Origin of the sequence: Streptococcus sinensis (genome assembly GCF_000767835.1) — a bacterium.
GTDB classification, from domain to species: Bacteria; Bacillota; Bacilli; order Lactobacillales; family Streptococcaceae; genus Streptococcus; species Streptococcus sinensis.
Window position 1 is genome coordinate 1 of record NZ_JPEN01000045.1, and the last position, 25,437, is coordinate 25,437.

Sequence of the window (25,437 nt, forward strand, 5' to 3'; positions counted from 1 at the left end):
CTGTAAAAAATAATTGATATTTTAAAAAATTATTCTTGACTTTTTACATAGAATGCCTCCTTTATGCTATTATCACTATTTTAGCATAAATATACAATTTTATGTTATAAAAAATGCAAGAAAAAAAATAGAAGAGGACTCGCCTTCTCCTATTTTTTTATAATACCAAATTCCTCATTTTTCTTTTGCAGCTGTGCTTCCTTGTGATTATCGTAAAGATTAGCCAAGAATTTTACGATTTCTTTTAGGATTGAATAAGTCGGAATGGCCACAATCATGCCCATAATACCATAAATATTGCTGGACAAGAGCAAAAGAACCATAATCGTAATAGGGTGAACCTTCATAACGCCGCCGACAATCCGCGGATAAAGGATATTCCCGTCAATCTGCTGGACAATAAGCATATAAATCAGTGCAACCAGCATTTTCTGCGGATCAGTAAAGGCGTAGGTAATCAGCATGGGAATCAAGCCGATACTTGGTCCTACATAAGGAATTAAATTGGCCAAAGCTGAGAAAATCGCAAAGACCAAAGCATACTTGAGACCAATCACACTGTAGCCAATAAAGGCCAGAGTTCCAATCAGCAGCGCATCAATCGAAATCCCACTGATGTAGCGAGCCACCGTGGCGTTCAGATTAGTTAACAGTTTGGAAATATTGAGCTTATCCCGCTTGAGAACTGTCCGCTCCAGCATCGGCAGCAATTTCTGACCATCCACGAGGAAATAAACCAAGAAAATCGGCGTCATAATTAAAATCATAATGGTATTAACGACTGCAGATACCACACTGCCCAGACTATTGGTTACACCATTTAAAATATTTTGCAGAATATCCACATAGGACAGATTGAGTTGCTGAATGGTAGATTGAATATTTAAACTCTTGAATAAAGGATTCTTGGATAATTGATTAACAAAGCTCTGAATTTCCCAATAGAGGCCCTGAGTCGAATTAATCAGACTGCTCAGCTGATTAATCAAAATTGGCAAAAGGTAGATGACACCAATCGTCAATAAGCCAAACAGCAGGAACAAAGTGATCAAAATTCCAAAAATACGCTTAATTTTTAACTTTTTTTCTAAAAATGTTACCAGAGGATTCGTGATATAATAGAGGAAGCCCCCCACAAGAAAGGGGATTAAGATGGTATTGATAACACTTACTACTGGCGTAATCATGTCTCCCATCTGGCGCCAGATAAAGAAGATAATCGTCAGCAGTAAAACCTCACTAGTCCAAAACATTAACTTACTTTTATGAAACATTTATACTCTCCTCTCAGTTATTTTACCATAATTTATGATAAAATAGAGGGGATTTTACAAAAGAAAGAATAAAAATGGAAAACATTATCAGCATGGAAAAGGTTTGGCTAGTTAAGAATGGTCAAACAATTTTAAAAGATCTGAATTGGCAGGTGAAAAAAGGAGAAAATTGGGCTATTTTGGGATTGAATGGCTCTGGTAAATCCACCCTGCTGCGTTTGCTCATGGCCGAACATTGGAAAACCGAGGGGGAACTGACGGTTCTGGGCACCACATTCGGACAAGGAGACATTCCTGAACTGAGAACTAAAATCGGAGTTGTCGGCTCTTTTATCGCTGAACGCCTGCCCAGTCGGATGCTGGCGGAAGAGATTGTCCTGACCGGCAAATACAAAAGCAGCATCCTCTACCGCCAATATGGAGAAGCTGAGCTGAATGAAGCTCGAGAAATGCTGCTTTCTATCGGGGAACAGGAGCTGATCGGCAGAGATTATGCCAGTCTGTCGCAGGGTGAAAAACAGCTGCTCTTAATCGCTCGTAGCTTGATGGAAACACCCGACCTCTTGATTTTAGACGAAGCGACCAGTGGTCTGGATTTATTTGCCCGCGAACGACTCTTGCAGCAGATTGAGAATATTGCTCGGCTAGAGCAAGCTCCCACCATTCTCTATGTGACCCACCATGCCGAGGAAATCACCTCTGTGATGGATCATGTCCTACTCTTAAAAGATGGAGAAATCATTGCTCAAGGAGCCAAAGAAGAGATTTTGACAAAAGAAATACTGAATCGCTTTTATCCACAGCCAGTTCAATTAATTGATCTAGGTGAGGGACGCTGTTTTGTGAAAGTAGAAGGTAATATTTCATGAAGCAATTTACAAATATCCTTTTTAATTTAGGCTATTTTCTCGTCTTGACGATGACAGCCATCGCCCTCCTTTTCCTGTCCGGGCAGATTTTGATTTCTCATACCTATATTCCGCTGCATATTGCAGAAGGCGTCAAATTCGTCACTAATCCTTGGTACTTCTATCCCCTTCTTATTCTCTTTCTTTTCGCGCTCTTCGGACTTCGACCGCTTTTGGAGAAGATAAAGATTCCCTACCTTTTAGTCGGATTGAGCCTGCTCTATATCGCAGCAGCATTCTTTCTCATCACCTCCTACAGCGGCATTATTCGAGCAGATGCCAAACATGTCTTTAATGCAGCTCTAGCCTTCAATCAGGGCGATTACAGCTCGCTTACGACCGTCGGTAGCTATATGTACCGCAATCCACATCAGCTGGGGCTGATGACCTTAGAGCGCCTCTATGCTTATATCTCCCCGACAACTCGGTTTGCCTTTGGCATGAATGTCATCTGGAGCTTGCTCAGTAATTTTCTAATCTATAAGATTGCAGCTTTGCTCAATCGCAAGGAAATTATTCAAAAATACACAATCTTGCTGACCTTCCTTTTCCTGCCCCAACTTTTTTTCGTACTTTTTATTTATGGGACTATCCCAGGCCTGTTCTTTTGTCTGCTTAGTCTTTATGCCTTTATCAAATTGGAGCAAAATGGCAATCTGCTCTACCTCCTTCTCGGTGCAGCCAGTATCAGCTTAGCCTGTCTTCTGCGAAATAATTATATTATCTTTGCTATCATGCTGCTTGGAATCTATCTCCTCTCCATTTTCTACAAATGGTCTTGGAAAAAACCGCTGGCTATTCTGCTGATTATCACTGGGATTGTCTTTTCAAATAAGGCTTTGAATACCTACTATGAAAACCTAATCGGACAGGAAATTGGTGTTGGAACTCCTAAGATTGCCTATATTACCATGGGTCTGAGAGATGATCCCAATCGTCAAACTCTGGGTGGCTGGTATGATGCTTATAATACTAAAATTCTCAAACGCAACAAGTACGATGAAAAAAAAGCAACTGCCATGGCAACTCAGGATTTGAAAGATCTTTTGCTGAACTTTTCCAAACATCCAGACTATGCACTCAAGTTCTTCTACGAAAAAGTTAAATCTACCTGGACAGAGCCAACTTTCCAGTCCATCTGGACTGGACCGCAGATTGAACGCCAGCAATATATGAGGCCGACTATCTTGCGCAGCATTTATGAGGAGAGAAAAGGTTATCAGATTGTTAATTTCCTGCTCTTAATTCTGCTAGCCAGCATCTATCTGCTCTCCTGTTTCTTTATCCTGCATAAATTTTTCGTCGCCGAGGAAAAGCTAACGCCTTTTGACCTCTATCCTTTCATCTTTCTCTTGGGCGGTGGACTTTTTCATTTCTTTTGGGAAACAAAAAGCCAGTATGTCTATATCTATGTCTTACTTCTACTGCCTACAGTGGCAGAAAGTCTGACCTGGCTGACTGAAAATTACGCACATTGGTTACCAATAAAACGAAAATAAGAAAAATCACTTGAAACAATCGACTAATAGCAGTCAATTTTCAAGTGATTTTTCATTTCGCATTCTGATTGAATCGTTTGCATTCATAGAGCCATTCGGTTTGTCTTCTAGCTCTGCTAGTGCCCTCTGGCATAGTTGACCATGTCATAGGGCAGGGTATTGGCTCTTTCTTTAAGCGAATAATTTTCTAGATTGTTGACATTTTGACGCAGGCGTTTGGCATAGCTTGCTGAGATTAATTTCTTTTCTTCGTATTCAAAGATTGTTTTTCTTTCCAGATAGTAGCCCCACATCATTTCAGAAATGTTATTGGGTTTGATACGCGTAATGACTCGCTCAATAAAAGCACCGCTTCCGATAATCTCCGTTTCACGCAACCGAGAATCCTGCAAAAAAGTAATCAGAGAGGATTTGTAGATGCCTTTTAGATGTTCCAAACTTTCAATAATGACTTCGGTATTGGACAAGTAAAGCTCTGCTATTTCTTCAATATCCGTAGCAGTCAGACGCTTGGCACCTCTTTGATTCCAGGCTCGCAACCTAACTCCAAGGGTTACAATCTCATGAAGAAGCATACGCAGCAGGCGCAGCGTCACCAGAAACGTATAGGTGAAGCGCGAAGCTAGATTTCGGTTAATGCCCTGCTCTATGTTTTGTAGATAGCGCTGATAAAGGTGATAACTGCGATCGCTAATTTTCCCTTCCTCAAAAGCTTGCTCCAGACCATCATTTTCGATACTCAAAATCAGTAATTTTAGAGAAGCCCAATCTTGCTGAGTGGCCTTATCTTCCTGCTCAAGAATCAGATTTTCAATCCGGCCATGGTAATTGTCGATGGCGGCATAGAGAGGCGCCTTAGCCTTGGTTTGCTTAAGTTCCGCTTCCAGCTGTTCTACCACTTCATTCAAAATAGCAATGTGCATCAGGTGCTCTGCTTCCTCTTCTCTCGCTTCAGCTAGACGAGGAAGAGCCACCAAGCCTGTCAAAAAGCTGAGAAGGGTGACACCTGCAACCAAGAAAAGCAACAAAGGGTAATCCTGCTCCAGCTTGGTCGGTATCAAGAGAATGGTTGCAATGGATACCGTTCCTTTGACACCTGAAAAAGTGAGTAGCAGCATTTCCTTCAGGTAGTTTCCTAAGCTCTTATGTAGCCTTCTGATTCGAATAAAGTAAAAAGTGAACAACATGACAAAACGAAGGGCAAAGAGCAGGAAAGTCAGAAGAACAATACTCACTAGCAGCAAGAGATTATCGTAAATTGGGCTCTTTAAGATTGGCTCTGAAATCATTTCCAGCTCCATCCCTAAAATGATAAAGACCGAGCCGTTGAGCATAAAATTCACTGTGTTCCAGATGGTTTCCGTGACCGAATCCACCTGCGCTTCCAAAAGCGTAATCCGCTTGAAACGGCTGGCCTTAAAGATACCAGCGACGACTACTGCGATAATCCCTGAAACATGGATTTCCTCTGCTAAAAAGAAGGTAACTAAGGGCAGGCTCAACTCTAGCAAGAGCTCACTGGCAATATCTGACACTCGTGCACTCATCAAGAGCTTATGCAGCCAACGATTGAGGGCTGCGCTGACCATCCCGACAGCAAAACCACCGATGATAGAGAGGAACAATGAAACACTGGCTTTCTCTAGAGAAAAAGTCCCTGTCGCCCAAGCCAGAAGGGCTACACGGAAAGCTACCAGACCAGAAGCATCATTGAGCAAGCCCTCCCCTTTCAGGATATTTTGCACCCGCTTGGGGAAGGAAAAACGCTCTGAGAGAGAAGCAAAGGCAACCAAGTCTGTCGGCCCCAGAGCTGCTCCTACGGCGACACAGGCTGCCAAGGGCAAGGCTCCCCAAAGGACATGGGCAAGATAACCCAAACTCACGGTTGAAATAAAAATAACCGGAAAAATCAAATATAAAATGATTCTCCAATGCTTGAGAATACTAGTAATGTTACTTTCTTCAGCCTCCCGAAAGAGCAATGGCCCGATCACCAAGGCCAAAAACAGCTCTGTATCCAAGTGAAATTTCTCCTGAGGAAGGAGAAAACCAAGCGAAATTCCCAGCACTATCTGCACTAAGGGCAACGGTAGCTGAGGCAGGATACGATTGGTCACATTAGATACAACCAACAGGAGCAAAAAAACAATCGTGTAGAGAAGGATTTCCACTTTGAACCTCCTTTATCTTTGCTGGCAGCACTCTTTAAACAATTCTTTTTGCGCCGAAATCTTTTGATCAATTTTGGATAGGTCGCGGTGCTCAATCATCTTTTGGCAGCGCTCCATTTCTAAATTCACCAATTTTTTCTTGATTCGCAGCATTTTTTTATTCATCTTGGCTTCATCTAAAAAGCCAGCAGTCGTTTCTTCGTTGGCAGACTCGACGTATTTGTTTCGTAATCCAGCCAATTTTTCATGCAAATATTGCTTGTCCATTTTTTCTCCAAATGATTCCTCAGAAAGTTTTTAACAACTTTGGAAACCTTATTTTTCTTTTAATTTCTCAATCATGACCAAGAAAGGCGGATTGTTAATCTGATTGATGGTCTTGTAGAGGGCAACGGTGAAGTCCTGCTGGGGCAGCTGACTGACGAAGTCTAGCACCGCATCTTTTTCAACTTCTCCACCATCATGCCCATAGTAAATCATGATAGCTGCGCGGCCACCTTTTTCCAAGCCTCGACAAACCTTTTCCAAAGCTTCCAGAGTCGTATCGGGTCGTGTAATGACAGACTTGTCCGCTGAAGGCAGGTAGCCAAGATTAAAAATAGCAGCCTTGAAATGGTCTATGTATTGGTCCAGAGTCTCATGGCCTGCCAAGATTAGCTGGGCATTGTCCAAGCCAGCTTCTGCCAAGCGCTGCCGAGTCTTCTCCACAGCCTGCTCCTGAATGTCAAAAGCATAGACTTGCTTGGCCAACTTAGCTAGAAAGAGGGTGTCATGCCCATTACCCATGGTAGCATCCACAACGACATCTTCCTTGGTCACGACTTCCGCCAAAAATGCATGCGCCATCTGTAAGGGTCTTAACATACGAATTTCTGCTCCTTTGCTTTACAGCCTTGCTTGCTGCCACGGCGACACATTTCTGTCTCAATGGCATTGAGAACTTCCCATTTATTGAGGCTCCACATAGGACCAATCAACATATCCCGCGGGGCATCGCCCGTGATACGGTGAATGACAATATGCTTAGGGATAATCTCTAGCTGATCACAGATGATAGAGACATATTCCTCCTGACTGAGCAGCTGCAATCGCCCCTCATGGTAATCCCGCTGCATACGGGTATTGGTCATCAAGTGAAGCAAGTGGAGCTTAATCCCCTGAATGTCATTATCCGTCACACAGCGGCGGACATTCTCCAACATCATGTCATGGGTCTCTCCCGGCAGGCCGTTAATCAAGTGGGAGACAATCTCTGCCTTGGGAGCAAGCTTGCGGATGCGCTGGACCGTCTCCACATAGAGCTCATAAGAATGGGCACGATTGATGAGGTCCGAGGTCTCCTCATAGGTAGTCTGAAGCCCCAACTCTACGGTCACATGCATGCGCTCAGACAGGTCAGCCAAGTAAGCAATAGTCTCGTCCGGCAAACAGTCTGGCCGAGTCCCGATATTGAGTCCAACGACGCCTGGCTCGTTAATGGCTTGCTCATAGCGTTCGCGGATAACATCAAGCTTCTCATGTGTATTGGTGAAGTTCTGGAAATAAACCAGATACTTGCGAACATCCGGCCACTTGCGGTGCATAAAGTCAATTTCCTTATAGAATTGCTCGCGAATGGGCGCATCAGGCGCCACAATGGCATCACCAGAGCCCGAAACGGTACAGAAAGTACAGCCTCCATGTGCCACCGTCCCATCTCGATTGGGACAGTCAAAGCCCGCATCAATAGGCACCTTAAAAGTCTTCTCTCCAAAAAGTTTTCGATAATAATCATTCAAAGAATTGTAAGATTTCATACCTTCCATTCTACCACAAAAAGGAGTCTAGAAACAAAAATTTCCTCTTTCGCCAAGAAAGAAGGAAATCATCGCTCCCACTGATAATGCTTAAGGTCCACACAGCCATTAGCCTTGAGATCCACTCCCTCTGCCCAAAGCAAGTGTCTCTGGTCTTCCCAGCCAGGTGCGAGACCCCTGTTGCATTGACCACCCGATAGCAAGGATGCTTGCCACCATAAAGCTCGGACTGACTGAGAATCTTTCCCACCAAGCGGGCATTTTGGGGGCGCCCAATCAAGCGAGCAATCTGGCCATAGGTCGCCACGCGCCCAGCAGGAATCTCATCCACAAGAACTAAAACCGACTTGAGGATTTCAGCATTCAAAACGGACAATCACCTCCTCATCTCACTTGCTCCTATCTTAAAAAATCCAACTTTTTTTGTCAAGACAAAAAGGCTGGCAAAGCCAACCTTTCTCATCTATATTTATTTCTGCTTTCCTTTGAAACGCCATTGAAAGCGCAGCTTGTCGTAAAAGGGAAATTCGATATTGAGAATGGCAAAGCCCATCAAGACACCTCCGATAACATCAGTTGGATAGTGCACTCCCAAATAGACTCTGGATGCCATAATGGTCAAGATAAAGAGCAAGAGCAAGCCCTGTACCAGACGCTTGATGTGTTGATTTTGCATCCGTTGCTGGACGATAATAATCAAACTCCCCACCACAATAGCTGTCGCCATAGAATGTCCGCTCGGGAAAGAGTAACCGCCCTCTTCGACCAAATGCGAAAGACTCGGCCGGCTTCTTTGGTAAACCAGTTTAATCAGCTTAATCAAAATCCCATGTAAGATTAGATTTCCCGCTAGCAAGGCAGCTTCCAGCTTCCATTTTTTATAAAGGAAAAACAGGGAAAGAGCTGAAACCCAGATTATAATCCCCAACGGGTCAATTAAACTGGTGACCAGTTTGAAAAATGTCGTCAAAAAGGCGGGCAAGTCCCCCCGCAGCCAAGTTTGAATCGGGCTATCAAAGCCCACCAGCTGCTCAGGATAAAACTTGACTATGTAGCCTAATATGACGAAAAGTAAAAGGGCAAAAGAGCCCTTTGTTAGATAAGATTGTTTATTTTTCATAGCGTTTTAGAACGGGCGTCAAAAGCGTGTAAATCAGCCAGAAAGCCACCGCCCAAATCACTCCTTCTAACAGGTTAAAGGGGACAATCATGGTCAACAGATATTTACCTACACCAAAAACCTGACCGATATCAAAGTTTGCAAAGCGAGCATAAAGCGGAATAGCATAAAAAGCATTCAGTACAAGCATACTTGCAGTCAGACCCAAAGTTCCCAGGAATGATGCCAGCAAATAGCTCGTCAGATCTCTTTTCTTCTCCCAGAAAAGAGCAAAGAAGATGACAAAGACCAGAATAGCCGCAATATTTATCGGCATACCAATTAAGGTTTCCACTCCATGACCATTTAAGGCCAACTTTAAAACAGAGCGAATAAGCAGGACTGCTACAGAGCTCTTAAAATCCAAGAGAACCAAGGCTAACAAAATCGGAATAATCGAAAAATCCAATTTTAAAAACTCGGCTATCAAAGGGATTTGATAGAACATGAGCAGGAAAGACAGCGCAGCTAAAACCGCTACTGTCGCCATTTTGCGCGTATTTGTCATAACAGGTTCCTCCAATTTATAAAAATTAGAGAAGCTGGAAGGCTGTTAATACCAGACCCGAAAAAATCCTTTCATAATTTATAAGAGTATATAAAATGCCCCTTAAAATAAGATTAAAACGACCAATCGGTCCGGCACTTAACGCCTTTCGTCTTCTCCCATCCAGACTATACTGTCGGTTGTGGAATCGCACCACATCAGCTTGCGCTCGCGGACTTATTTGGCTAAGATATTTTAGATTTATCTAGGCGTCGCAGTCGAAGATAATACTTAAAGTATATCGAGACAAGACAACGACGAGAAAGCTAAAATAGCTAGTCAAATTTACCGCCGGTCGGGAATCTCACCCTGCCCTGAAGACATTCTTATCATAACAAAAAAAGCCTGCCAGAGCAAGCTTTTTATCTGATGTAATCGAAATAGTTTCAATTGTCCTACAGTCGGATTTTATTTCAGCTTATCCACTTCATATTCATGCACCAAATTCAATCCAGCAAAGTCCTGCTGACGCAAAGCTTCATAAACCATCATGCAGACAGCATTCGATACATTGAGGCTACGGACATGCTGGTCATTCATGGGAATACGCAGAGCCTTTTCTGGGTGGCGACGCATAAATACCTCTGGCAAGCCTTTATCCTCACGGCCAAACATAAAATAGTGCGGTTCTTCTGCTGCAAAGTTCTCCTCCGAGTAAACCTTCTCTGCAAATTTGGAAATCAAATAAAGTCGCCCATCCATCTGCTCCATAAATTCGTCCAGACTCTCATAGTAGGTGATGTCCAGCTTATCCCAATAATCCAGCCCCGCCCGCTTCATCTTGCGGTCGTCAATAGGAAAGCCCATGGGTTTGATGATATGAAGCGGCGAATTAGTCGCTGCACAAGTACGGGCAATATTGCCTGTGTTCTGTGGAATTTGTGGTTCAAAGAGGACGATATGATTTTGGTGAGACATGATTCTTTCCTGATTTTCATTAGAATAAAAAAATAGCCACACTGCCCGGAGTCAAGCTCAGCAAACAGCGTGGTTAAGGCATCATTAACTTACATCACAACAGGTTTGAGGTAAATCAATGAAGGTACTTCCTTAGTATATCACTTTCTTTTTACAAGTCAACAAAAAAGACTTGAAAAATTATATTTTTTTACACTTTAGCAAATTTTGCTAAAGCATGGCATGTTACAGAAACTAGCTACTTATTGGCAAAATTATGAAGAAAACAAATGAAAGAGCAGGAAAATCTGGAATTATCCAATTTATAGATGAAATTTTCACGAAAAAAGGGTATGATAGATACATATTCGGGAGGTATCTCATGAAAATTATAGTAGTTGGAGGCGGAAAGGTCGGAACGGCTCTTTGTCGCTCTTTAGTTGCTGAAAAACACGATGTCGTCTTAATTGAACAAAACGAAGCCGTTTTGAACCATATCACTAAACGCTATGATATTATTGGTATTGTCGGAAATGGCGCCAACTTCAAAATGTTGGAGCAAGCTGATGTGGAGCATTGTGACATCTTTATTTCTATAACAGAATATGATGAAGTAAACATGGTAGCTGCTGTACTAGCCAAGAAAATGGGGGCAAAAGAAACGATTGTCCGCGTACGGAATCCAGAATACTCAAACATCTACTTCAAGGAGAAAAATATCTTAGGTTTCTCTCTTGTGGTGAACCCTGAGCTTCTGGCTGCTCGCTACATTGCTAATATCATTGATTTTCCAAACGCTCTTTCTGTAGAAAACTTTGCTAACGGGCGAGTTGCACTCATGGAGTTCAAAATTAAAGATGACAGCCATCTCTGTCATATGAACATCTCACATTTTAGAAAAAAATTTGGCAATATCATCGTCTGTGCTATTGAAAGAGATGACAAGCTGATGATTCCAGATGGCGACTTCACCCTTCAGGTAAATGATAAGATCTTTGTCACTGGAAATCGCCTCGAAATCATGCTTTTCCACAATCAAGTCCGTCCAAGAGTCGTAAAAAGTCTGATGATTATTGGTGCAGGAAAAATTGCCTACTATCTTCTCAGCATCCTCAAAAATAGTAAAATTGACCTTAAGGTTATCGAAACTAACCGTGAACGTGCTGAATTTTTCAGTCAGGAATTTCCTGAAGTTTATGTCGTCCATGGAGATGGTACTGCTAAGGATATTCTGCTGGAAGAAAGTGCCACTAATTATGATGCTGTAGCTACTCTAACTGGGGTCGATGAAGAAAATATCATTACATCCATGTTCTTAAACAATCTTGGTGTCCAAAAAAATATCACCAAAGTCAATCGGACCAGTCTCCTAGAAATTATTGACAAGCAAGATTTTGCAAGTATCGTTACTCCAAAGGGAATCGCTGTAGATGCTATTATGCACTTTATCCGCGGACGTTACAATGCTCAATTTTCAAGCCTTGAAGCTCTGCACCATGTGGCTAATGGCCAAATCGAGACATTGCAATTCCAAATCAAGGAAGAAAATAAGATGACCGGTCGTCCCCTAGCTCAGCTTAAATTGAAAAAAGGTATCTTGATTGCTGCCATTATTCGTCAAGGAAAAGCAATCTTCCCAACTGGAGATGACTCTCTTCAAGTCGGTGATAAGATTATCGTAACAACCTTGATTCACAATATTACCAAAATCTATGATTTACTAGAGGGGTAGTTCCATGAACAAGTCTATGATTCGCTATCTACTCTCAAAATTATTGTTAATTGAGGCCGCGCTCTTGATTGTCCCGACCATCGTTGCACTTATTTACCGTGAGCCCTTGCATATTTTTATCGCAATCGGCTCCACCATGGCTATTTTATTGGCTTTGGGAGGTCTGGGCAGCTGCTTTAAGCCCAAAGATGTCCATATTTATGCTAAGGAAGGTGTGCTGATTGTTGCCCTCTGCTGGATTCTCTGGTCCTTCTTTGGCGCCTTGCCCTTTGTTTTTTCTGGTCAGATTCCCAATATCATTGATGCTTTCTTTGAAGTCAGCTCAGGCTTTACAACAACCGGAGCTACTATCTTAAATGACGTTTCTGTTCTTTCTCATTCTCTGCTCTTTTGGCGCAGCTTTACCCATCTGATTGGAGGAATGGGGGTGCTGGTCTTTGCCCTAGCCATTATGGACAATGCCAAGAACGGCCATCTGGAAGTCATGAAAGCCGAGGTGCCAGGTCCAGTTTTCGGAAAAGTCGTTTCCAAATTGAAAAATACTGCGCAGATTCTCTATATCATCTATCTGGCCCTCTTTGCTCTCTTTGCTGTGCTATATTATCTGGCAGGCATGCCACTCTATGATAGTCTAGTGATTGCTATGGGAACCGCTGGTACCGGAGGTTTTACCGTCTACAACGATGGAATAGCACATTACAATAGCTCGCTTATTACTTATCTGGTTAGCTTTGGAGTGCTGACATTCGGTGTCAATTTCAACCTCTATTACTACCTCCTAATCCGCAAATTCAAGACCTGTTTTAGCGATGAAGAACTGCGAAACTATCTCTGGATTGTCTTTCTTTCAACAGCCTTGATTGCCTTTAATATCGCCCATCTCTATGATGGATTTGCTAAGAGCGTGGAGATCTCTTTCTTCCAAGTATCGAATATCATTACTACAACTGGTTTTGGTTATGGCGATACTGTTGAATGGCCACTTTTTGCTCAAGTCATCCTCCTTATTCTTATGTGCCTCGGAGGATCGGCTGGGTCAACTGCCGGTGGTTTCAAGCTTATTCGAGGGATTATCATCGCTCGTATCGCCAAGAATCAAATTCTCTCCACTCTTTCATCAAATCGGGTCCTAACGATGCATGTCAATGGAACTGTTGTGGACAAAGACACTCAACACAAGGTGCTGAAATATTTAGCAGTTTATATTTTGATTATAGTTAGCTTGATTTTCATTATCAGTATGGACAATAATAATTTTATGACTGTTGTAAGCGCGGTGCTAAGTTGCATTAATAATATCGGTCCCATGATTGGAACGACTGATAGTTTCTCTATCTACAGCCCATTTTCTAAAGTCCTATTTTCTCTTGCCATGATTGCAGGACGTTTAGAAATCTATCCAATCCTTCTGCTCTTTTTACCAAAGACTTGGTCAAAGAGATAATATAAAAGATCTGAAACGAACGAATTTTAATTTGGAGCAATTTCCAAACTGCATTTGTTCGTTTTTCTGCCCTATTTCGATTTGTAGGCTAATAATAAGCAAAGATGATTATGGACTATTGACAACAGTAGCTAGCCACCATCATATAAAGGAGATCCAAATGCCTATTCGTCAAGCAACTCCTCAAGATATTCCTGTATTAAACCGTTTCCTCCAGCAAATTCTGCTGGTCCACCATCAGGTGAGGCCAGATATTTTCAAGGACAAAGGAAGAAAATTTACCGATGAAGAACTGGAAAGACTGATGGCGCAAGAGCATACACCTATTTTCGTTTATGAAAATGAAGAGGGCAGACTTTTAGGCCATCTCTTCTGCTCCATCAAAGAAACCACCAGCCCCGTTCTCAATCCAGTCAAAACCCTTTTCATTGAGGATCTTTGTGTAGATGAGCAAGCTCGTGGCCAAAAAATCGGTGAGCAGCTTTTTGACTTTGCTGAAAAGTATGCCAGAGAAATCGGCTGCTATAATCTAACTCTTAACGTCTGGAATGATAACGACGGCGCAGTGCGCTTTTACGAGCGACAAGGACTCAAGCCACAAGAAACTATTTTAGAAAAAATCCTTTAAAGCATGAGCAATGTGGAAGAAAAACAAATTGTCAGTCGCCAACAAATCTTGGATGCTGTTGATTGCCTGATCATTAAATAAGACTATGAACCCCTCTCTGTCGAGTACATTAGCAAAACTTCTCTTGAGATAGTTATTAGAAACAAAAGATTGAGCCTGCTCAGTCTTTTTTAGCATCAAAAACGATTACTAACTAAACCCAAACTCCAATGAAGCTTTACAGTTGTGAATGAAACTGCCGAACCAAATAAGAATAATCTAAAAACTTCACCAGATGACTCCAGTGAAGTTGTGATTTATTTATATTTTAAAGCCCGTTTGAAGGTCTTCCAAGCTCCCAAGTCATCCGTCTGCAAGACAAGGCTTGAGTAAATCCGCGCGATGAAGACTGTCATGATAATCGCAAAAGCAGCTGTAATTCCTAGAGAAATCCAAGATTCCAAGCTCGTCGCATAACCATTGATAGCTCGGAAAGGCATGAAAAAGGTTGAGATGAAAGGAAGATAAGAACCAACCTTCAAAATCACATTATCTCCTGCTGCCCCCAAAGCTGAAACTCCCATGAAGCCAACTAAAATCAGCATGATAACCGGCGAAAGGACTTTTCCTGTATCTTCTGCTCGCGCCACCATCGAACCAAGAAAGGCCGACAAAACGACATACATAAAGATGCTGACAGCTACAAAAGCTAGGGTATTCAAAGACACAGCTTCTCCGATATACTGCTGAATGGCTGGATTACTCTTCAAGACTTGGGATACAAGAGGAATCCTGTCCGCAAAGAGAAAGGCTGCCAATCCACCAAGGACATAAATACCTAGATGGCTAAGAATCACTGCAAAAATCCCAATCATACGGGCATAGAAATAATCTGTTGCCTTAATGCTGGAGAAGATGACTTCCATGATTTTTGTGCCTTTTTCACTGGCCACATCTTGAGCAGTAACGCTGGCATAAGTAATCAAAATCATATAGAGCAGGAAGCCCAGTCCTATTGCAGCAAAGGTCTGAACCATCTTCTTACTTTCTTTATTTTCATCGATTTTTTCTTCAAACTGGACTGTCCGCGCAAGAATCTGACTCTGCTCATCTGATAAATGGGCCTGAGCCAAGTTTAAAGCCTGCTGGACCTGAATAAGGGAATTGGACAGAGCCATTTTCGTAGCAGCATTCATGCTGGTTTCTGCATAGTAGGTAGCAGAAAGCTGTCCATCTCTTTCCTCAATCGTCAGATAGCCCGCGATTTTCTTATCTTTTACAGCCTGTTTAGCTGCGGCTTCATCTTTGTAATGAAAACTCAGCTGTTCTTCAGCTCTTAACACTTCTCTGACAGAATCAAGCTGGGTCAGGACTGCTACCTTTTGAGAGGAAGCCATAGAGCTTCCCTGAAGATAACCGATCCCCAAGCTCAGCCCAAGAAAGAGAAAAGGAGACAAGACCATAAAGACAAAACTCCAAGACTTGACATGACGCAGGTAGGTTTCTTTGATTACGATTAACATTTGTTTCATACTTCCACCCCTGATTCTAATTTGAAAATTTCATCAATTGTCGGTGCCTGCTGATCGAAAGTTGCCACATAGCTTCCCTGAGTCAAGCGATCAAACAATTCAGGACCAGCTGTTTCATCATCTAGAATCAATTTCCAGATTCCTTGCTTGGTCTGCGTCACTTTGACAACATGAGGCAGGGCTTCTAATTCAGCCTGAGACAGGTCACTTGAGACGAAAAGACGAGTCTTGCCATATTGGTTACGGACTGCCTGTACATCGCCATTGAGAACCACTTGCCCGTCACGAATCATCAAGACATCATCACACAGCTCTTCCACATTTGTCATGACATGATCCGAGAAGATAATCGTCGCTCCGCGCTTTTTCTCCTCAACAATGACTTCCTTCAGGATTTCAGTATTGACAGGATCCAGACCGCTGAAAGGCTCATCTAAGATGATCAAGTCTGGCTCATGCAGGAGCGTGATAATCAGCTGAACCTTTTGCTGGTTCCCCTTGGACAAACTCTTGATTTTGTCGGTTAATTTGCCCTTGACCTGTAGCTTTTCCATCCATTGAGGCAGTTTTTCTTTGACAACGGCTGTCGGCACTCCCTTTAGATTTGCCAGATAGCGCACTTGCTCAAAGACTGTCAGCTTAGGCATCAGGCTTCTCTCTTCAGGCAGATAGCCAATCCTGCTATAAGTATCCTGCTTGATCGCCTGCCCTTCGAAACGAATCTCCCCAGTATAGTCTAGGAAGCGCAAAATACTGTGAAAAATCGTTGTTTTCCCAGCACCGTTTTTCCCAATCAAACCAAGGATATGCCCCGACTTGGCTTCAAAATCAATACCGAACAGAACTTGCTTTTGCCCAAAACTTTTTTCTAGTTTTTCTACATGAAGCATATAAAACCTCCTAGTATGATAATAAGATTATTATACTACTTTGAAAGCAGTTTTTCATCTTTTTGTCCTACTTTACAAAAAAAATCTTCTAGGTTTTGAATAAATAAAATATGGAAAAACACTCCAGCTAACGCCGCAAAAAAACGAATGAAGCTAAAACACCTCATTCGTTAATCGTATTTTATAAATTATTCTTTATTGACCACCCATTTGAGGAGCTTGGTCAATAGAGCCCAAAGAATAATACTGATGGTGACAATGTAAAGCCAGGCATTCTTGTCCGTTGCCCAAGGCAGGGGGACATTCATACCAAAGAAGCCGGTGATAACGGCTAAAACTGCTAGAAGGACCGAAATAATGGTCAAGACAGTCAAATTATCATTCAGATTGTTGTTCAGGATATTATTGTAGGAGCCCGAAAGCTGGCTAAGAACCTGAGCAATCAAATCCGTCATTGAAACCAGCTGACGTGCCTCAATCATAGCATCCTCAAATTGCTCGGTTTCTAGTTCATCAAAGCCACGATAAACGGCATGACTCTTGATGTGCTCCAAAAGCATGTTGTTTTGCTTGGCTGCTGCCACCAGATAGACCATGGAGGTTTCTAAGTCCGAGAGGGAAAACAGGTGCTTTTTGGTAGTTTTCTGACGCAAAATCCGGTTAATCTCATCCTTACGCTTGTCCAGCTGCTCAATGACTGGATAGTAAGAATTAGAAATCAACTCCAGACTAGCAAAAAGGAACTTATAGACCGACACTGGCTCATGATGCTCCGTGTAGGCCTTCATCATATCGACCACATAGGCATTGTCCTCATTACTAATCGTAATCAGACGATTGCTTTGGACAATAAAGGTCATGGGCAAGGTTTCGTAATAATCTTTTTCTGTCGCCAAATTCAACACATTATAGATGAAAAGAACCGTTCCATTCTCACGGTTGTAGTCCATGTGAGCCCGCTCATTTTTATCCAGCGCATACTCGATAGTTTCAAGGTCGATATTATAATCCTGATAAATCTGTTCATTCTTTTCGATATCATCTGCGTCAATGTTAATCCAGACAGATTGGTCTTTTAGTTTTCTTTCCAGAAACATGGAGCTCCTTTCTGGGATGTAGAATAATTGTCTAGTAGCTAATGCCTAGCTCCCCCCATAAGTTCATAGTCAAATATCTTATGTCACGACAAGAAACCAAGTAAATCGATATTATTTTCTAAACATAAGTGTAAGGCAGCTAGAAAAATCACATAGGAGTTGCCGTAGCCTACTTAGATTGCTCTGCAATCAAGTAAACTTGCTGTGTTACATCTTCTCTAATTAAGTTCGGACTAAATCCTCGGAAAGGAACAAGCTAAACTGAACACGCCCTAAAAGCATCGAGAAAAAGATAAAATCTTATAGGAACTCTGGTTCCTTCGTCAATTTTCCTATTTTCTTCTCGCCTTTCTAACGGGCTCTGCATCTTAATCACATCTTCTCTTCTAACTTCACATCCGGATACTTGTCCGCAAACCAGCGCAGGGCGAAGTCATTTTCAAAGAGGAAGACAGGCTGGTCAAAGCGGTCTTTGGCTAGGATGTTCCGGCTAGAAGACATGCGCTCGTCCAGGTCATCTGGTGAAATCCAACGGACAGTCTTTTTGCCCATAGGATTCATGACCACTTCAGCATTGTATTCATTTTCCATACGGTGCTTGAAGACCTCAAACTGAAGCTGACCGACAGCGCCCAGCATGTACTCGCCCGTCTGGTAATTGGTGTAAAGCTGAATGGCCCCCTCTTGCACCAGCTGTTCAATCCCCTTATGGAAGGATTTTTGTTTCATGACATTCTTAGCTGAAACCTTCATAAAGATTTCAGGAGTAAAGGTTGGCAGAGGCTCAAATTCAAACTTATTCTTGCCCACAGTCAGGGTATCACCAACCTGATAAGTTCCAGTATCGTAAACCCCGATAATATCACCAGCCACGGCATTGGTCACATTTTCCCGACTCTCGGCCATAAACTGGGTGACATTAGACAGCTTGGCCGTTTTTCCAGTGCGAGGCAGATTGACACTCATACCTCGCTCGAACTCGCCAGAAACGATACGGACAAAGGCGATACGGTCGCGGTGGCGCGGATCCATATTGGCCTGAATTTTAAAGACAAAACCTGAAAAGTCTGGGCTGAGCGGCTCGACTTCCTCACCGTCTGTCTTCTTGTGGCCATGCGGTTCAGGAGCAAACTTGAGGAAGGTTTCCAGAAACGTCTGCACGCCAAAGTTGGTCAGGGCTGAGCCAAAGAAAACAGGTGTCAGCTTGCCAGCCAAAATTGCTTCTTCCGAGAATTCATTTCCAGCTTCGCTCAAGAGCTCAATATCTTCTTTGACTTGCTCATAGAAAGGATTGGAAGCAAACAGCTGGTCGCCTTCTGCCAGGGTTGCAAAGCGCTCCTCGCCCTTATAAAGCTCCAGCCGCTCATTGTAGAGGTCATAAAGTCCTTCAAAGCTCTTCCCCATCCCAATCGGCCAATTCATCGGGTAGCTGGCAATACCCAAAATCTCTTCCAGTTCTTCCAACAAGTCCAAGGGCTCGCGACCGTCACGGTCCAGCTTGTTCATAAAAGTGAAGACTGGAATTCCACGGTGCTTGACAACCTCAAAGAGCTTCTTGGTCTGAGCCTCAATACCCTTGGCAGAGTCAACAACCATGACCGCAGCATCCACCGCCATCAAGGTCCGGTAAGTATCTTCTGAGAAGTCCTCGTGCCCCGGCGTATCTAAGATATTAACCCGCTTGCCATCGTAGTCAAACTGCATAACAGAGGAAGTCACAGAAATCCCCCGCTGCTTCTCAATATCCATCCAGTCAGATTTGGCAAAATTACCAGTCTTTTTCCCCTTGACTGTCCCAGCCTCACGAATCTCGCCCCCGAAGTAGAGCAACTGCTCCGTAATGGTCGTCTTCCCCGCGTCCGGGTGGGAGATAATGGCAAAGGTTCGGCGTTTCTTAATTTCTTCTTGTAAAGTCATCTTCTTCTCTTTCTTTCATTTTAGGATAATGGTGAATGTTAGTAGAACTTTTTATATTTTACATCGGAGTATTCCAATCCTTTCAACCTACCTATTATAGCGGATTTAGCGCTATTTTTCAATGATATAGAAAAGATAAAAATCGCCCTTTCGAGCGATTCAGTCTAAGAGCTTGTCAAAATAAAGCAAGAAAACGAACAAATTCAAATTGGTTCTCTTACCAAAATGATATTTGTTCGTTTTTTTATCCTATTTCAGCATTTGAAATTAGTTTCCCAAGTAGATTACTAATCAGAAATCTTTTGCTTTAGCTTTATTATTTTTCGACAACTTGTGCTAATTTTTCCTGCAGAGGAGCTAGTTCCCAGCCCTCAATCTCGTTTAGCTCGTAATCACTGACAGCTAGGCCTTGGTATTGCAAACCATAATTACTACAAAAACGATTCATAACATAGTCTAGCATTTCTACTTCCTTGCTTGGTTGTGAGCCTTGGAGAAGGAAGAACACCTGCTTTTCTTTCAGTGCTTCAGTCGGATAAGGCACATCTGCAACGCGGTCTAAGAATGTCTTGAGGAGTCCAGAAAATGACCACCAATAAATCGGGCTTGTGAAAACGAGGACATCCGCTTGACTTAACTTTTCATATACTTGAAAGAACTGATCCTGCTCTGCTTTTTGACCATATTGCTCAATATGATAATCCACTAAGTGTACGGTTTCAAATTCTTTTCCAGCTAGAAATTTCTTAGCAAATTTTACACTATTTCCGTCCTTATTTGGACTGGCATTTACTAAATAAATCATGACTGCTCCAATCTAATTTTCCTTATAAAAATTTACACTTTTCGTTCAAAAACTACTCCGCTTTATGAATATCTTCTTTCATTTCATCAAGATTGAACTTGGCAAAAAGGTATTTGCGATCTTGGACTGGGAAGCGCTGATCCAACTGATCTACGGCTCCCAGCTCCACGATCCCCTCTTTTATAACAAAATCCAATACGTGACCACCAAAGGTATGGTCGTCCGAAATAAAGTGAAGATGATATCCCGCTACACTGACACCGTGAAAAATTTCGGGTGTCCAAAATCCAACAATGGTTCCAGAAACATTGTCTGCATGGTACTCTGGCTGACTCACTGCCACCTCAGCAAACTTTTTTTCTGAGGTTGATTTTGGAATCATCCGCACATGCATGTGAGCAAAGTCCCCGTGAATCTTGATGGAGCGAAATAGATTTTCCCCATCATAATAGGATTCAATCCGCTTTTCCAGCTCTGCATCTGTCATTTCAAAACGCTGCCGGAAAATGACTTCCGCCTGATGGGGAACAACCGCAGCGTAAGGAACAGTCACATCATCTGAGACCTCCACAACTTCTGGTGCATCTCCAGAACCTTTCGCCTGATAGGCCTTCCCATCAAGAACAATCAACTCCCCGTCAATGGAATCCAGTGTACCAATCCCCAAATCGCCGTATTTCAGGAGCTCACCAATTGTCATACTCCCTCCATAAAGTCCAGCCATCAAAGCTCCCAGAGTATTATACTGAAATAATTTCACTGGCTCTGCCATTTTTTCTCCTACATCAACAAATTTTTGTATTTTCTAATTCACTTAAGTATATCATATTCTGATTGAAATTCAAAAAATGCGTTTAGTAGATGATGGAGAAGGCCGCGGGATGCTTTAAATCAATTGGGCTTCCTCAATACCGGCATCAGCGAGGATTTGAGCCACGCGGTCAAACTTAAGTCGAAAATGCTCTAGCTTGTGACCGTCGGAGCCAACTGAAAAGCGCTGACCGCCCAGCTCCTTGACTAGCGAAAGAGCATAGATATAGAGTTCCTCATGACCGTAAAGATACATGGACTTGCAATTTAGCTCAAAGGCCAGACCATAATCAATCATCTTTTGAAAAAGCTGTCGCAGCTCTGGTTCAAAAGTTTTTAACTCCTCTACGGTAAGCGCAAATTTTCGGAAACCATAGTCGAAGTGGGCTAAGACATCTGCTGGCACAGCCTCAATAGCCTCTTCCAGCTCTCTTAGGTAGCGGGGAACCAGCTCCATCTTGTCCAGCTGCAAGACCGGAACTTCCAGATAGTCAAAACTGCCATTGTGATGGACAGACAGGAGCTTGAGGTCATAATCCTTGTCCGCTAGGAAAGCCAAAATATCGTCCTTACGCGGAGCATAATAGCCGATTTCAATGCCCTTTTTGATGCGGTTGTCATATTGCTGGTTCAGCTCTGCTATTTTTGCTGAATAGGCCTCATAGTCTGGCACATCATCATGGGGCGAGGCAGCTTGGTAAGGGTAGGGATTGGACAAATCATAATGCTCGGTGGTGACAATCTCGCCCTCATAATGGTCCAGATAGTCACAGAAATCCGCCTCGGAATCATAGGAAAAATAAGTATGAAGATGGTTGTCACGCATGCTTGCTGCCTTTCTGCTAATCTCGTATCCGTTTAGTAATTATCAATTTCAGGTCGGTCATGAATCCGACTTTGCCTGCCCTGACGAGCTTGGAGGACAGCCTCCACCTGATTCAGACTGACCCCAGTCTCGACTAGGGCGACCGCCAGATGATAGAGCAGGTCAGCTGTTTCATTGGCAATCTCATCCTTGTCAGCATTTTTAGCCGCAATGACTACCTCCGTCGCTTCTTCACCGACCTTTTTGAGAATCTTGTCCAGCCCCTTGTCATAGAGATAGCTGGTGTAGGAGCCTTCCTTGGGCTCTTTTTTGCGTTTGAGGGCTTCTTGATAGAGGTTTTCTAGCATCATATCTCCTTTATTACAATTCTGATTTTACTATACAAATCAATTCTTTCCGATGGCATACTGGTATCTTGATGCTGACTTCTTCGTTTTATATTTGCATTCACCAAGTACTAAAATAAAGCAAGGGAGCTTTTAGTCAGTTTTGCCGTCTTCTTCATCCCAGATTTTATGGAAAAAGCAGGACTTAGCACCCGTATGGCAGGCTGCTCCTAGCTGCTCGACTTCAATCAGCAAAGTATCTAGGTCGCAGTCAGCTGTGATTTTTTTGACAGTTTGATAGTGGCCGCTGGTGGCTCCCTTATGCCAAAGCTCCTGACGTGACCTGCTCCAGTACCACATCTGTCCGCTAGTGCGGGTCAGCTGGTAGGCTTCTTCATTGAGATAGGCCAGCATGAGTACTTCTTTGCTGGTGTGGTCTAGGATAATGGCAGGTATGAGGCCGCCTTGCTTTTGAAAATCCAGTTTTACTTCTGTCATCAGATGCGCACCTCCAATCCGGCTTCCTGCATGGCTTTTTTGGTCTCTGCGATAGAAACCTCACCATAATGGAAAATCGAAGCCGCCAATGCTCCAGTTGCCGCAGTCTTTTCAAAAACTTCTAGAATGTGCTGACTATTGCCTGCTCCGCCCGAAGCAATAATAGGTACCGATACGACTTGAGAAACGGCTTCCAGCATAGGCAAATCAAAACCAGACTTGGTCCCGTCCTTGTCCATGCTGGTCAGAAGAATCTCTCCCGCCCCCAGACGGACGGCTTCTTGTACCCAATCTAAAAGATCCCGACCGCTGTCCTTGCGACCGCCAGCCAGATAGACATGCCAGCTGCCATCCGCTTCTTTCTTAGCATCAACAGCCAGCACTACACATTGACTGCCGAATTTCTCAGCACAGTCCGCCAAAAGTTGAGGATTGGCTATTGCCGAGGAATTAACTGCCACCTTATCCGCCCCAGCTTTGAGCATCTTATTCATATCCTCAACCGTGCGAATGCCACCACCGACAGTAAAGGGAATGAAGACCTGCTCCGCCACGCGCCGAACCATCTCGACCGTCGTGTCCCGCTCCTCATGGGTAGCCGTAATATCCAGAAAAACCAGCTCGTCACAGCCAGCCTCGTAATAAGCCTTGGCAGCATCGACCGGATCTCCGACATCGGTCAGATTGACAAAGTTAATCCCCTTAACTACCCGGCCGTCCTTAACATCCAGACAGGGAATGATTCGTTTTTTCAGCATAGCTAATCCTCGTCTATTTCCTTTAATTGGCTTAGTGAGATATTTCCCTGATAGTAAGCCTTGCCCACAATGGCACCAGCCAAGCCCAACTTTTTCAGCTCCTCTAAATCTTCTGCTGATTGGATACCTCCAGAGGCAATGACCCGAGCTTGTTTTAGAGCTTTCAGCAATTCTTGGTAATGCTGGATATTGGGACCGGTCAGAGTTCCGTCTCGATCCACATCTGTATAGACGAAGAGCCGAACACCGATTTTTTCCATAGCCAGAGCCAGACTGACATAGTCTTGGTCGCTGGTTTCCAGCCAGCCCTCGGTTGCAACCAGACCCTTTTTAGCATCAATACCAACAACAATCTTATCACTGCCAAAACACTGGAGAGCCGCTTCTACAAAGGCCGGATTCTTGACTGCCATGGATCCAATGATGACACGGTCAATTCCGACCGCTAGGTAATCTTCAATCTGTTCTAGACTGCGGATACCGCCACCGACTTGGATGGCCAGTCCTGTCTCCGCCTTGATACGGGCAATCAAATCACGATTTGCAGCCCAACCTTCTAAGGCTCCATCCAAGTCAACCACATGAATCATGGTAACCCCGGCTTCTTTGAAAACTCGAGCTTGCTCCAAGACATCGGGATTGACTACCGTCTTCTGACTAAAATCCCCTTTAAAAAGGCGGACGGCTTGGCCGTCTTTGATATCAATAGCGGGTAGTATTTTCATAGACATACTCCTTAAACTTCTCTAGGATACCGAGACCGACAGCACCTGACTTTTCTGGGTGAAACTGACAGCCAAAGACCGAGCCTCTATGAATCATGGCAGGAATTGGCAGCCCATAATCAGCCGTCACATCCAAGTACTCCTCTGGAACATCTGTATAGTAGCTATGGACAAAATAAACAGCCTCCCCTTGCAAGCGATTTGTTAAAGCAGACGGCTGCTGAATCTGCAAGTCATTCCAGCCCATGTGAGGCACAGGCAGACCAGCCCGATCTGGAATCCGACGGCAGACACCGGGAATAAAGCCCAACCCTGAAGTTTGTCCATTTTCCAGCCCGACCTCCAGTAAGAGCTGCATGCCTAGGCAGATACCCAAGAAGGGCTTTCCGCCAGATACAGCCTCCTGTATAGGACCAATCAAATCACGCTTCTGCAGCTCCTGCATAGCCGTCCGAAAGGCACCAACTCCCGGCAAAATCAAGCCATCAGCAGCTAAAATTTCCTTCGGATTAGCAGACAGCCTAGCTTCTGCACCAATAGCAGCCAAAGCCCGCAACACATTGGCTGTATTGCCTGCATCATAATCAATTACAATTATCATATCTGTTTCCTTTTTAAGTGGAGAAATGGGGGTTAGAGCATTCCCTTGGTCGAATTAACCCCATGAATCTCTGGATTGATCGTAATAGCCTCGCGCAGAGCTCGTCCAGTCGCTTTAAAGAGACTCTCAGCCTTGTGGTGGCTGTTCTTGCCATGCAGGATTTTCAAGTGCAGATTCATCTGCAGATTAAAGGCTAGGGCTTGGAAAAATTCCTCTATTAGCTCAGTGTCAAAACTCCCTAGCTTGGGATTGTCAAAGGCTGCGTCAAAGACTAGGTAGGAACGGCCTGATAAGTCCAAACTAGCCATACCTAGCGTTTCATCCATGGGCACAAAGCTAGTGCCATAGCGGTTAATGCCAGCCTTGTCTCCCAGAGCCTGACGCAAAGCCTGACCCAGCACGATGCCCACATCCTCTACCGTATGGTGGCTATCCACCCAGAGATCGCCTTCGGCCTTAACTGTCAGAGAAATCCGACTGTGGCGAGCAAAGAGGGTCAACATGTGGTCAAAAAATCCGACACCGGTCTCGATAGCTACCGGCTCCTGTTGGTCGAGATTGACAGCCAGTTCAATATCGGTCTCCTGTGTTTTGCGCTTGATTTCAGCTTGTCTCATA

The 25,437-nt window shown here is 43.6% G+C and carries 26 protein-coding genes, 1 pseudogene and 1 riboswitch; of the genes and pseudogenes, 5 read left to right on the forward strand and 22 right to left on the reverse strand.

Annotated elements, in window-relative coordinates; translation table 11 throughout:
• Positions 1 to 149: 149 nt before the first annotated feature.
• On the reverse strand, positions 150 to 1,274 hold the full coding sequence (locus SSIN_RS02935) for an AI-2E family transporter (RefSeq protein ID WP_037615539.1): 1,125 nt from the start codon (positions 1,272 to 1,274) through the stop codon (positions 150 to 152).
• Between the two features lie 74 nt (positions 1,275 to 1,348).
• Here SSIN_RS02935 and SSIN_RS02940 point away from each other — a divergent pair, with 74 nt between their 5' ends.
• Both SSIN_RS02940 and SSIN_RS02945 read left to right on the forward strand, forming a co-directional pair.
• Positions 1,349 to 2,143, forward strand: coding sequence for an ABC transporter ATP-binding protein (locus SSIN_RS02940; RefSeq protein WP_037615541.1), 795 nt, complete (start codon positions 1,349 to 1,351; stop codon positions 2,141 to 2,143).
• Positions 2,140 to 3,681: a beta-carotene 15,15'-monooxygenase gene (locus SSIN_RS02945; protein ID WP_037615543.1), complete on the forward strand. Its 1,542-nt coding sequence runs from the start codon at positions 2,140 to 2,142 to the stop codon at positions 3,679 to 3,681. Before SSIN_RS02940 ends, SSIN_RS02945 begins: the two co-directional genes overlap by 4 nt.
• A 116-nt stretch (positions 3,682 to 3,797) precedes the next feature.
• Here the strand turns inward: SSIN_RS02945 and SSIN_RS02950 are convergent, their stop codons facing one another.
• From SSIN_RS02950 to SSIN_RS02985, 8 genes and pseudogenes are all read right to left on the reverse strand, one after another.
• The gene (locus SSIN_RS02950; protein WP_037615546.1) at positions 3,798 to 5,852 is read right to left on the reverse strand and encodes a cation:proton antiporter; all 2,055 of its coding nucleotides are present in this window, start codon (positions 5,850 to 5,852) and stop codon (positions 3,798 to 3,800) included.
• A 12-nt stretch (positions 5,853 to 5,864) separates the two neighbouring features.
• Positions 5,865 to 6,119, reverse strand: coding sequence for a hypothetical protein (locus SSIN_RS02955; protein WP_037615547.1), 255 nt, complete (start codon positions 6,117 to 6,119; stop codon positions 5,865 to 5,867).
• A gap of 48 nt (positions 6,120 to 6,167) precedes the next feature.
• A complete protein-coding gene (gene mnmM, locus SSIN_RS02960; protein ID WP_037615549.1) occupies positions 6,168 to 6,716 on the reverse strand; it encodes a tRNA 5-(aminomethyl)-2-thiouridylate-methyltransferase MnmM in 549 nt (182 codons plus the stop codon).
• A complete protein-coding gene (gene mnmL, locus SSIN_RS02965; RefSeq protein WP_037615557.1) occupies positions 6,710 to 7,657 on the reverse strand; it encodes a tRNA modification radical SAM protein MnmL/YtqA in 948 nt (315 codons plus the stop codon). The genes mnmM and mnmL overlap by 7 nt, the downstream gene beginning before the upstream one ends.
• Before the next feature lie 59 nt (positions 7,658 to 7,716).
• A pseudogene (locus SSIN_RS02970) lies at positions 7,717 to 8,024 on the reverse strand (MGMT family protein).
• A 93-nt stretch (positions 8,025 to 8,117) separates the two neighbouring features.
• A complete protein-coding gene (locus SSIN_RS02975) occupies positions 8,118 to 8,768 on the reverse strand; it encodes a phosphatase PAP2 family protein (RefSeq protein ID WP_037615560.1) in 651 nt (216 codons plus the stop codon).
• A complete protein-coding gene (locus SSIN_RS02980) occupies positions 8,758 to 9,315 on the reverse strand; it encodes an ECF transporter S component (RefSeq protein WP_037615562.1) in 558 nt (185 codons plus the stop codon). Before SSIN_RS02980 ends, SSIN_RS02975 begins: the two co-directional genes overlap by 11 nt.
• Positions 9,316 to 9,461: 146 nt before the next feature.
• Positions 9,462 to 9,680: riboswitch (FMN riboswitch) on the reverse strand.
• 82 nt (positions 9,681 to 9,762) lie between these two features.
• The gene (locus tag SSIN_RS02985; RefSeq protein WP_037615565.1) at positions 9,763 to 10,272 is read right to left on the reverse strand and encodes a tRNA (cytidine(34)-2'-O)-methyltransferase; all 510 of its coding nucleotides are present in this window, start codon (positions 10,270 to 10,272) and stop codon (positions 9,763 to 9,765) included.
• A gap of 361 nt (positions 10,273 to 10,633) precedes the next feature.
• On the opposite strand from SSIN_RS02985, the gene trkA reads away from it, so the two are divergent.
• The 3 genes from trkA (at position 10,634) to SSIN_RS03000 (ending at position 14,055) form a co-directional block, all read left to right on the forward strand.
• Positions 10,634 to 11,983, forward strand: a complete 1,350-nt coding sequence (trkA, locus tag SSIN_RS02990) for a Trk system potassium transporter TrkA (RefSeq protein WP_037615568.1) — start codon at positions 10,634 to 10,636, stop codon at positions 11,981 to 11,983.
• 4 nt (positions 11,984 to 11,987) lie between these two features.
• Positions 11,988 to 13,427 (forward strand): TrkH family potassium uptake protein, encoded by a 1,440-nt coding sequence (locus SSIN_RS02995; protein ID WP_037615571.1) that lies wholly within the window; start codon positions 11,988 to 11,990, stop codon positions 13,425 to 13,427.
• A gap of 160 nt (positions 13,428 to 13,587) precedes the next feature.
• Entirely contained in the window at positions 13,588 to 14,055 is a 468-nt protein-coding gene (locus tag SSIN_RS03000) for a GNAT family N-acetyltransferase (protein WP_037615574.1), read from the forward strand.
• Between the two features lie 296 nt (positions 14,056 to 14,351).
• On the opposite strand, the gene SSIN_RS03010 is transcribed toward SSIN_RS03000, so the two are convergent.
• The 13 genes from SSIN_RS03010 to hisB all read right to left on the reverse strand — a co-directional run bounded on the left by SSIN_RS03010 (position 14,352) and on the right by hisB (position 25,436).
• On the reverse strand, positions 14,352 to 15,566 hold the full coding sequence (locus SSIN_RS03010; protein ID WP_037615580.1) for an ABC transporter permease: 1,215 nt from the start codon (positions 15,564 to 15,566) through the stop codon (positions 14,352 to 14,354).
• Complete coding sequence (locus SSIN_RS03015) at positions 15,563 to 16,456, reverse strand: ABC transporter ATP-binding protein (RefSeq protein WP_037615582.1); 894 nt, start codon at positions 16,454 to 16,456, stop codon at positions 15,563 to 15,565. Before SSIN_RS03015 ends, SSIN_RS03010 begins: the two co-directional genes overlap by 4 nt.
• A gap of 188 nt (positions 16,457 to 16,644) precedes the next feature.
• On the reverse strand, positions 16,645 to 17,553 hold the full coding sequence (locus tag SSIN_RS03020; protein WP_037615584.1) for a magnesium transporter CorA family protein: 909 nt from the start codon (positions 17,551 to 17,553) through the stop codon (positions 16,645 to 16,647).
• Between the two features lie 372 nt (positions 17,554 to 17,925).
• Positions 17,926 to 19,470 carry a peptide chain release factor 3 gene (locus SSIN_RS03025; RefSeq protein WP_037615586.1) on the reverse strand — a complete coding sequence of 515 codons (1,545 nt, stop codon included), beginning with the start codon at positions 19,468 to 19,470 and terminating at the stop codon, positions 17,926 to 17,928.
• A gap of 316 nt (positions 19,471 to 19,786) precedes the next feature.
• Positions 19,787 to 20,275, reverse strand: coding sequence for a flavodoxin family protein (locus SSIN_RS03030; RefSeq protein ID WP_037615589.1), 489 nt, complete (start codon positions 20,273 to 20,275; stop codon positions 19,787 to 19,789).
• A gap of 52 nt (positions 20,276 to 20,327) precedes the next feature.
• Positions 20,328 to 21,047 (reverse strand): acetolactate decarboxylase, encoded by a 720-nt coding sequence (gene budA / locus SSIN_RS03035; protein ID WP_037615591.1) that lies wholly within the window; start codon positions 21,045 to 21,047, stop codon positions 20,328 to 20,330.
• A 114-nt stretch (positions 21,048 to 21,161) separates the two neighbouring features.
• A complete protein-coding gene (locus SSIN_RS03040) occupies positions 21,162 to 21,911 on the reverse strand; it encodes a PHP domain-containing protein (RefSeq protein WP_037615593.1) in 750 nt (249 codons plus the stop codon).
• 32 nt (positions 21,912 to 21,943) lie between these two features.
• Complete coding sequence (hisE, locus tag SSIN_RS03045) at positions 21,944 to 22,258, reverse strand: phosphoribosyl-ATP diphosphatase (RefSeq protein ID WP_037615594.1); 315 nt, start codon at positions 22,256 to 22,258, stop codon at positions 21,944 to 21,946.
• 132 nt (positions 22,259 to 22,390) lie between these two features.
• The gene (hisI, locus tag SSIN_RS03050) at positions 22,391 to 22,735 is read right to left on the reverse strand and encodes a phosphoribosyl-AMP cyclohydrolase (protein ID WP_037615595.1); all 345 of its coding nucleotides are present in this window, start codon (positions 22,733 to 22,735) and stop codon (positions 22,391 to 22,393) included.
• Positions 22,735 to 23,493: an imidazole glycerol phosphate synthase subunit HisF gene (hisF, locus tag SSIN_RS03055; protein ID WP_037615596.1), complete on the reverse strand. Its 759-nt coding sequence runs from the start codon at positions 23,491 to 23,493 to the stop codon at positions 22,735 to 22,737. Before hisF ends, hisI begins: the two co-directional genes overlap by 1 nt.
• A 2-nt stretch (positions 23,494 to 23,495) precedes the next feature.
• On the reverse strand, positions 23,496 to 24,218 hold the full coding sequence (gene hisA, locus SSIN_RS03060) for a 1-(5-phosphoribosyl)-5-[(5-phosphoribosylamino)methylideneamino]imidazole-4-carboxamide isomerase (RefSeq protein ID WP_037615600.1): 723 nt from the start codon (positions 24,216 to 24,218) through the stop codon (positions 23,496 to 23,498).
• Positions 24,196 to 24,819 carry an imidazole glycerol phosphate synthase subunit HisH gene (hisH, locus tag SSIN_RS03065; protein ID WP_037615611.1) on the reverse strand — a complete coding sequence of 208 codons (624 nt, stop codon included), beginning with the start codon at positions 24,817 to 24,819 and terminating at the stop codon, positions 24,196 to 24,198. The genes hisA and hisH overlap by 23 nt, the downstream gene beginning before the upstream one ends.
• A 32-nt stretch (positions 24,820 to 24,851) precedes the next feature.
• Positions 24,852 to 25,436, reverse strand: a complete 585-nt coding sequence (hisB, locus tag SSIN_RS03070) for an imidazoleglycerol-phosphate dehydratase HisB (protein ID WP_037615615.1) — start codon at positions 25,434 to 25,436, stop codon at positions 24,852 to 24,854.
• Position 25,437: the final 1 nt, after the last annotated feature.

Coding starts and splice junctions, on each gene's coding strand:
- SSIN_RS02935 (WP_037615539.1), bottom strand. CDS start 1,274: ATGTTTCATAAAAGTAAGTTAATGTTTTGGACTAGTGAGGTTTTACTG.
- SSIN_RS02940 (WP_037615541.1), top strand. CDS start 1,349: ATGGAAAACATTATCAGCATGGAAAAGGTTTGGCTAGTTAAGAATGGT.
- SSIN_RS02945 (WP_037615543.1), top strand. CDS start 2,140: ATGAAGCAATTTACAAATATCCTTTTTAATTTAGGCTATTTTCTCGTC.
- SSIN_RS02955 (WP_037615547.1), bottom strand. CDS start 6,119: ATGGACAAGCAATATTTGCATGAAAAATTGGCTGGATTACGAAACAAA.
- mnmM (WP_037615549.1), bottom strand. CDS start 6,716: ATGTTAAGACCCTTACAGATGGCGCATGCATTTTTGGCGGAAGTCGTG.
- mnmL (WP_037615557.1), bottom strand. CDS start 7,657: ATGGAAGGTATGAAATCTTACAATTCTTTGAATGATTATTATCGAAAA.
- SSIN_RS02975 (WP_037615560.1), bottom strand. CDS start 8,768: ATGAAAAATAAACAATCTTATCTAACAAAGGGCTCTTTTGCCCTTTTA.
- SSIN_RS02980 (WP_037615562.1), bottom strand. CDS start 9,315: ATGACAAATACGCGCAAAATGGCGACAGTAGCGGTTTTAGCTGCGCTG.
- SSIN_RS02985 (WP_037615565.1), bottom strand. CDS start 10,272: ATGTCTCACCAAAATCATATCGTCCTCTTTGAACCACAAATTCCACAG.
- trkA (WP_037615568.1), top strand. CDS start 10,634: ATGAAAATTATAGTAGTTGGAGGCGGAAAGGTCGGAACGGCTCTTTGT.
- SSIN_RS02995 (WP_037615571.1), top strand. CDS start 11,988: ATGAACAAGTCTATGATTCGCTATCTACTCTCAAAATTATTGTTAATT.
- SSIN_RS03000 (WP_037615574.1), top strand. CDS start 13,588: ATGCCTATTCGTCAAGCAACTCCTCAAGATATTCCTGTATTAAACCGT.
- SSIN_RS03010 (WP_037615580.1), bottom strand. CDS start 15,566: ATGAAACAAATGTTAATCGTAATCAAAGAAACCTACCTGCGTCATGTC.
- SSIN_RS03015 (WP_037615582.1), bottom strand. CDS start 16,456: ATGCTTCATGTAGAAAAACTAGAAAAAAGTTTTGGGCAAAAGCAAGTT.
- SSIN_RS03020 (WP_037615584.1), bottom strand. CDS start 17,553: ATGTTTCTGGAAAGAAAACTAAAAGACCAATCTGTCTGGATTAACATT.
- SSIN_RS03025 (WP_037615586.1), bottom strand. CDS start 19,470: ATGACTTTACAAGAAGAAATTAAGAAACGCCGAACCTTTGCCATTATC.
- SSIN_RS03030 (WP_037615589.1), bottom strand. CDS start 20,275: ATGATTTATTTAGTAAATGCCAGTCCAAATAAGGACGGAAATAGTGTA.
- budA (WP_037615591.1), bottom strand. CDS start 21,047: ATGGCAGAGCCAGTGAAATTATTTCAGTATAATACTCTGGGAGCTTTG.
- SSIN_RS03040 (WP_037615593.1), bottom strand. CDS start 21,911: ATGCGTGACAACCATCTTCATACTTATTTTTCCTATGATTCCGAGGCG.
- hisE (WP_037615594.1), bottom strand. CDS start 22,258: ATGCTAGAAAACCTCTATCAAGAAGCCCTCAAACGCAAAAAAGAGCCC.
- hisI (WP_037615595.1), bottom strand. CDS start 22,735: ATGACAGAAGTAAAACTGGATTTTCAAAAGCAAGGCGGCCTCATACCT.
- hisF (WP_037615596.1), bottom strand. CDS start 23,493: ATGCTGAAAAAACGAATCATTCCCTGTCTGGATGTTAAGGACGGCCGG.
- hisA (WP_037615600.1), bottom strand. CDS start 24,218: ATGAAAATACTACCCGCTATTGATATCAAAGACGGCCAAGCCGTCCGC.
- hisH (WP_037615611.1), bottom strand. CDS start 24,819: ATGATAATTGTAATTGATTATGATGCAGGCAATACAGCCAATGTGTTG.
- hisB (WP_037615615.1), bottom strand. CDS start 25,436: ATGAGACAAGCTGAAATCAAGCGCAAAACACAGGAGACCGATATTGAA.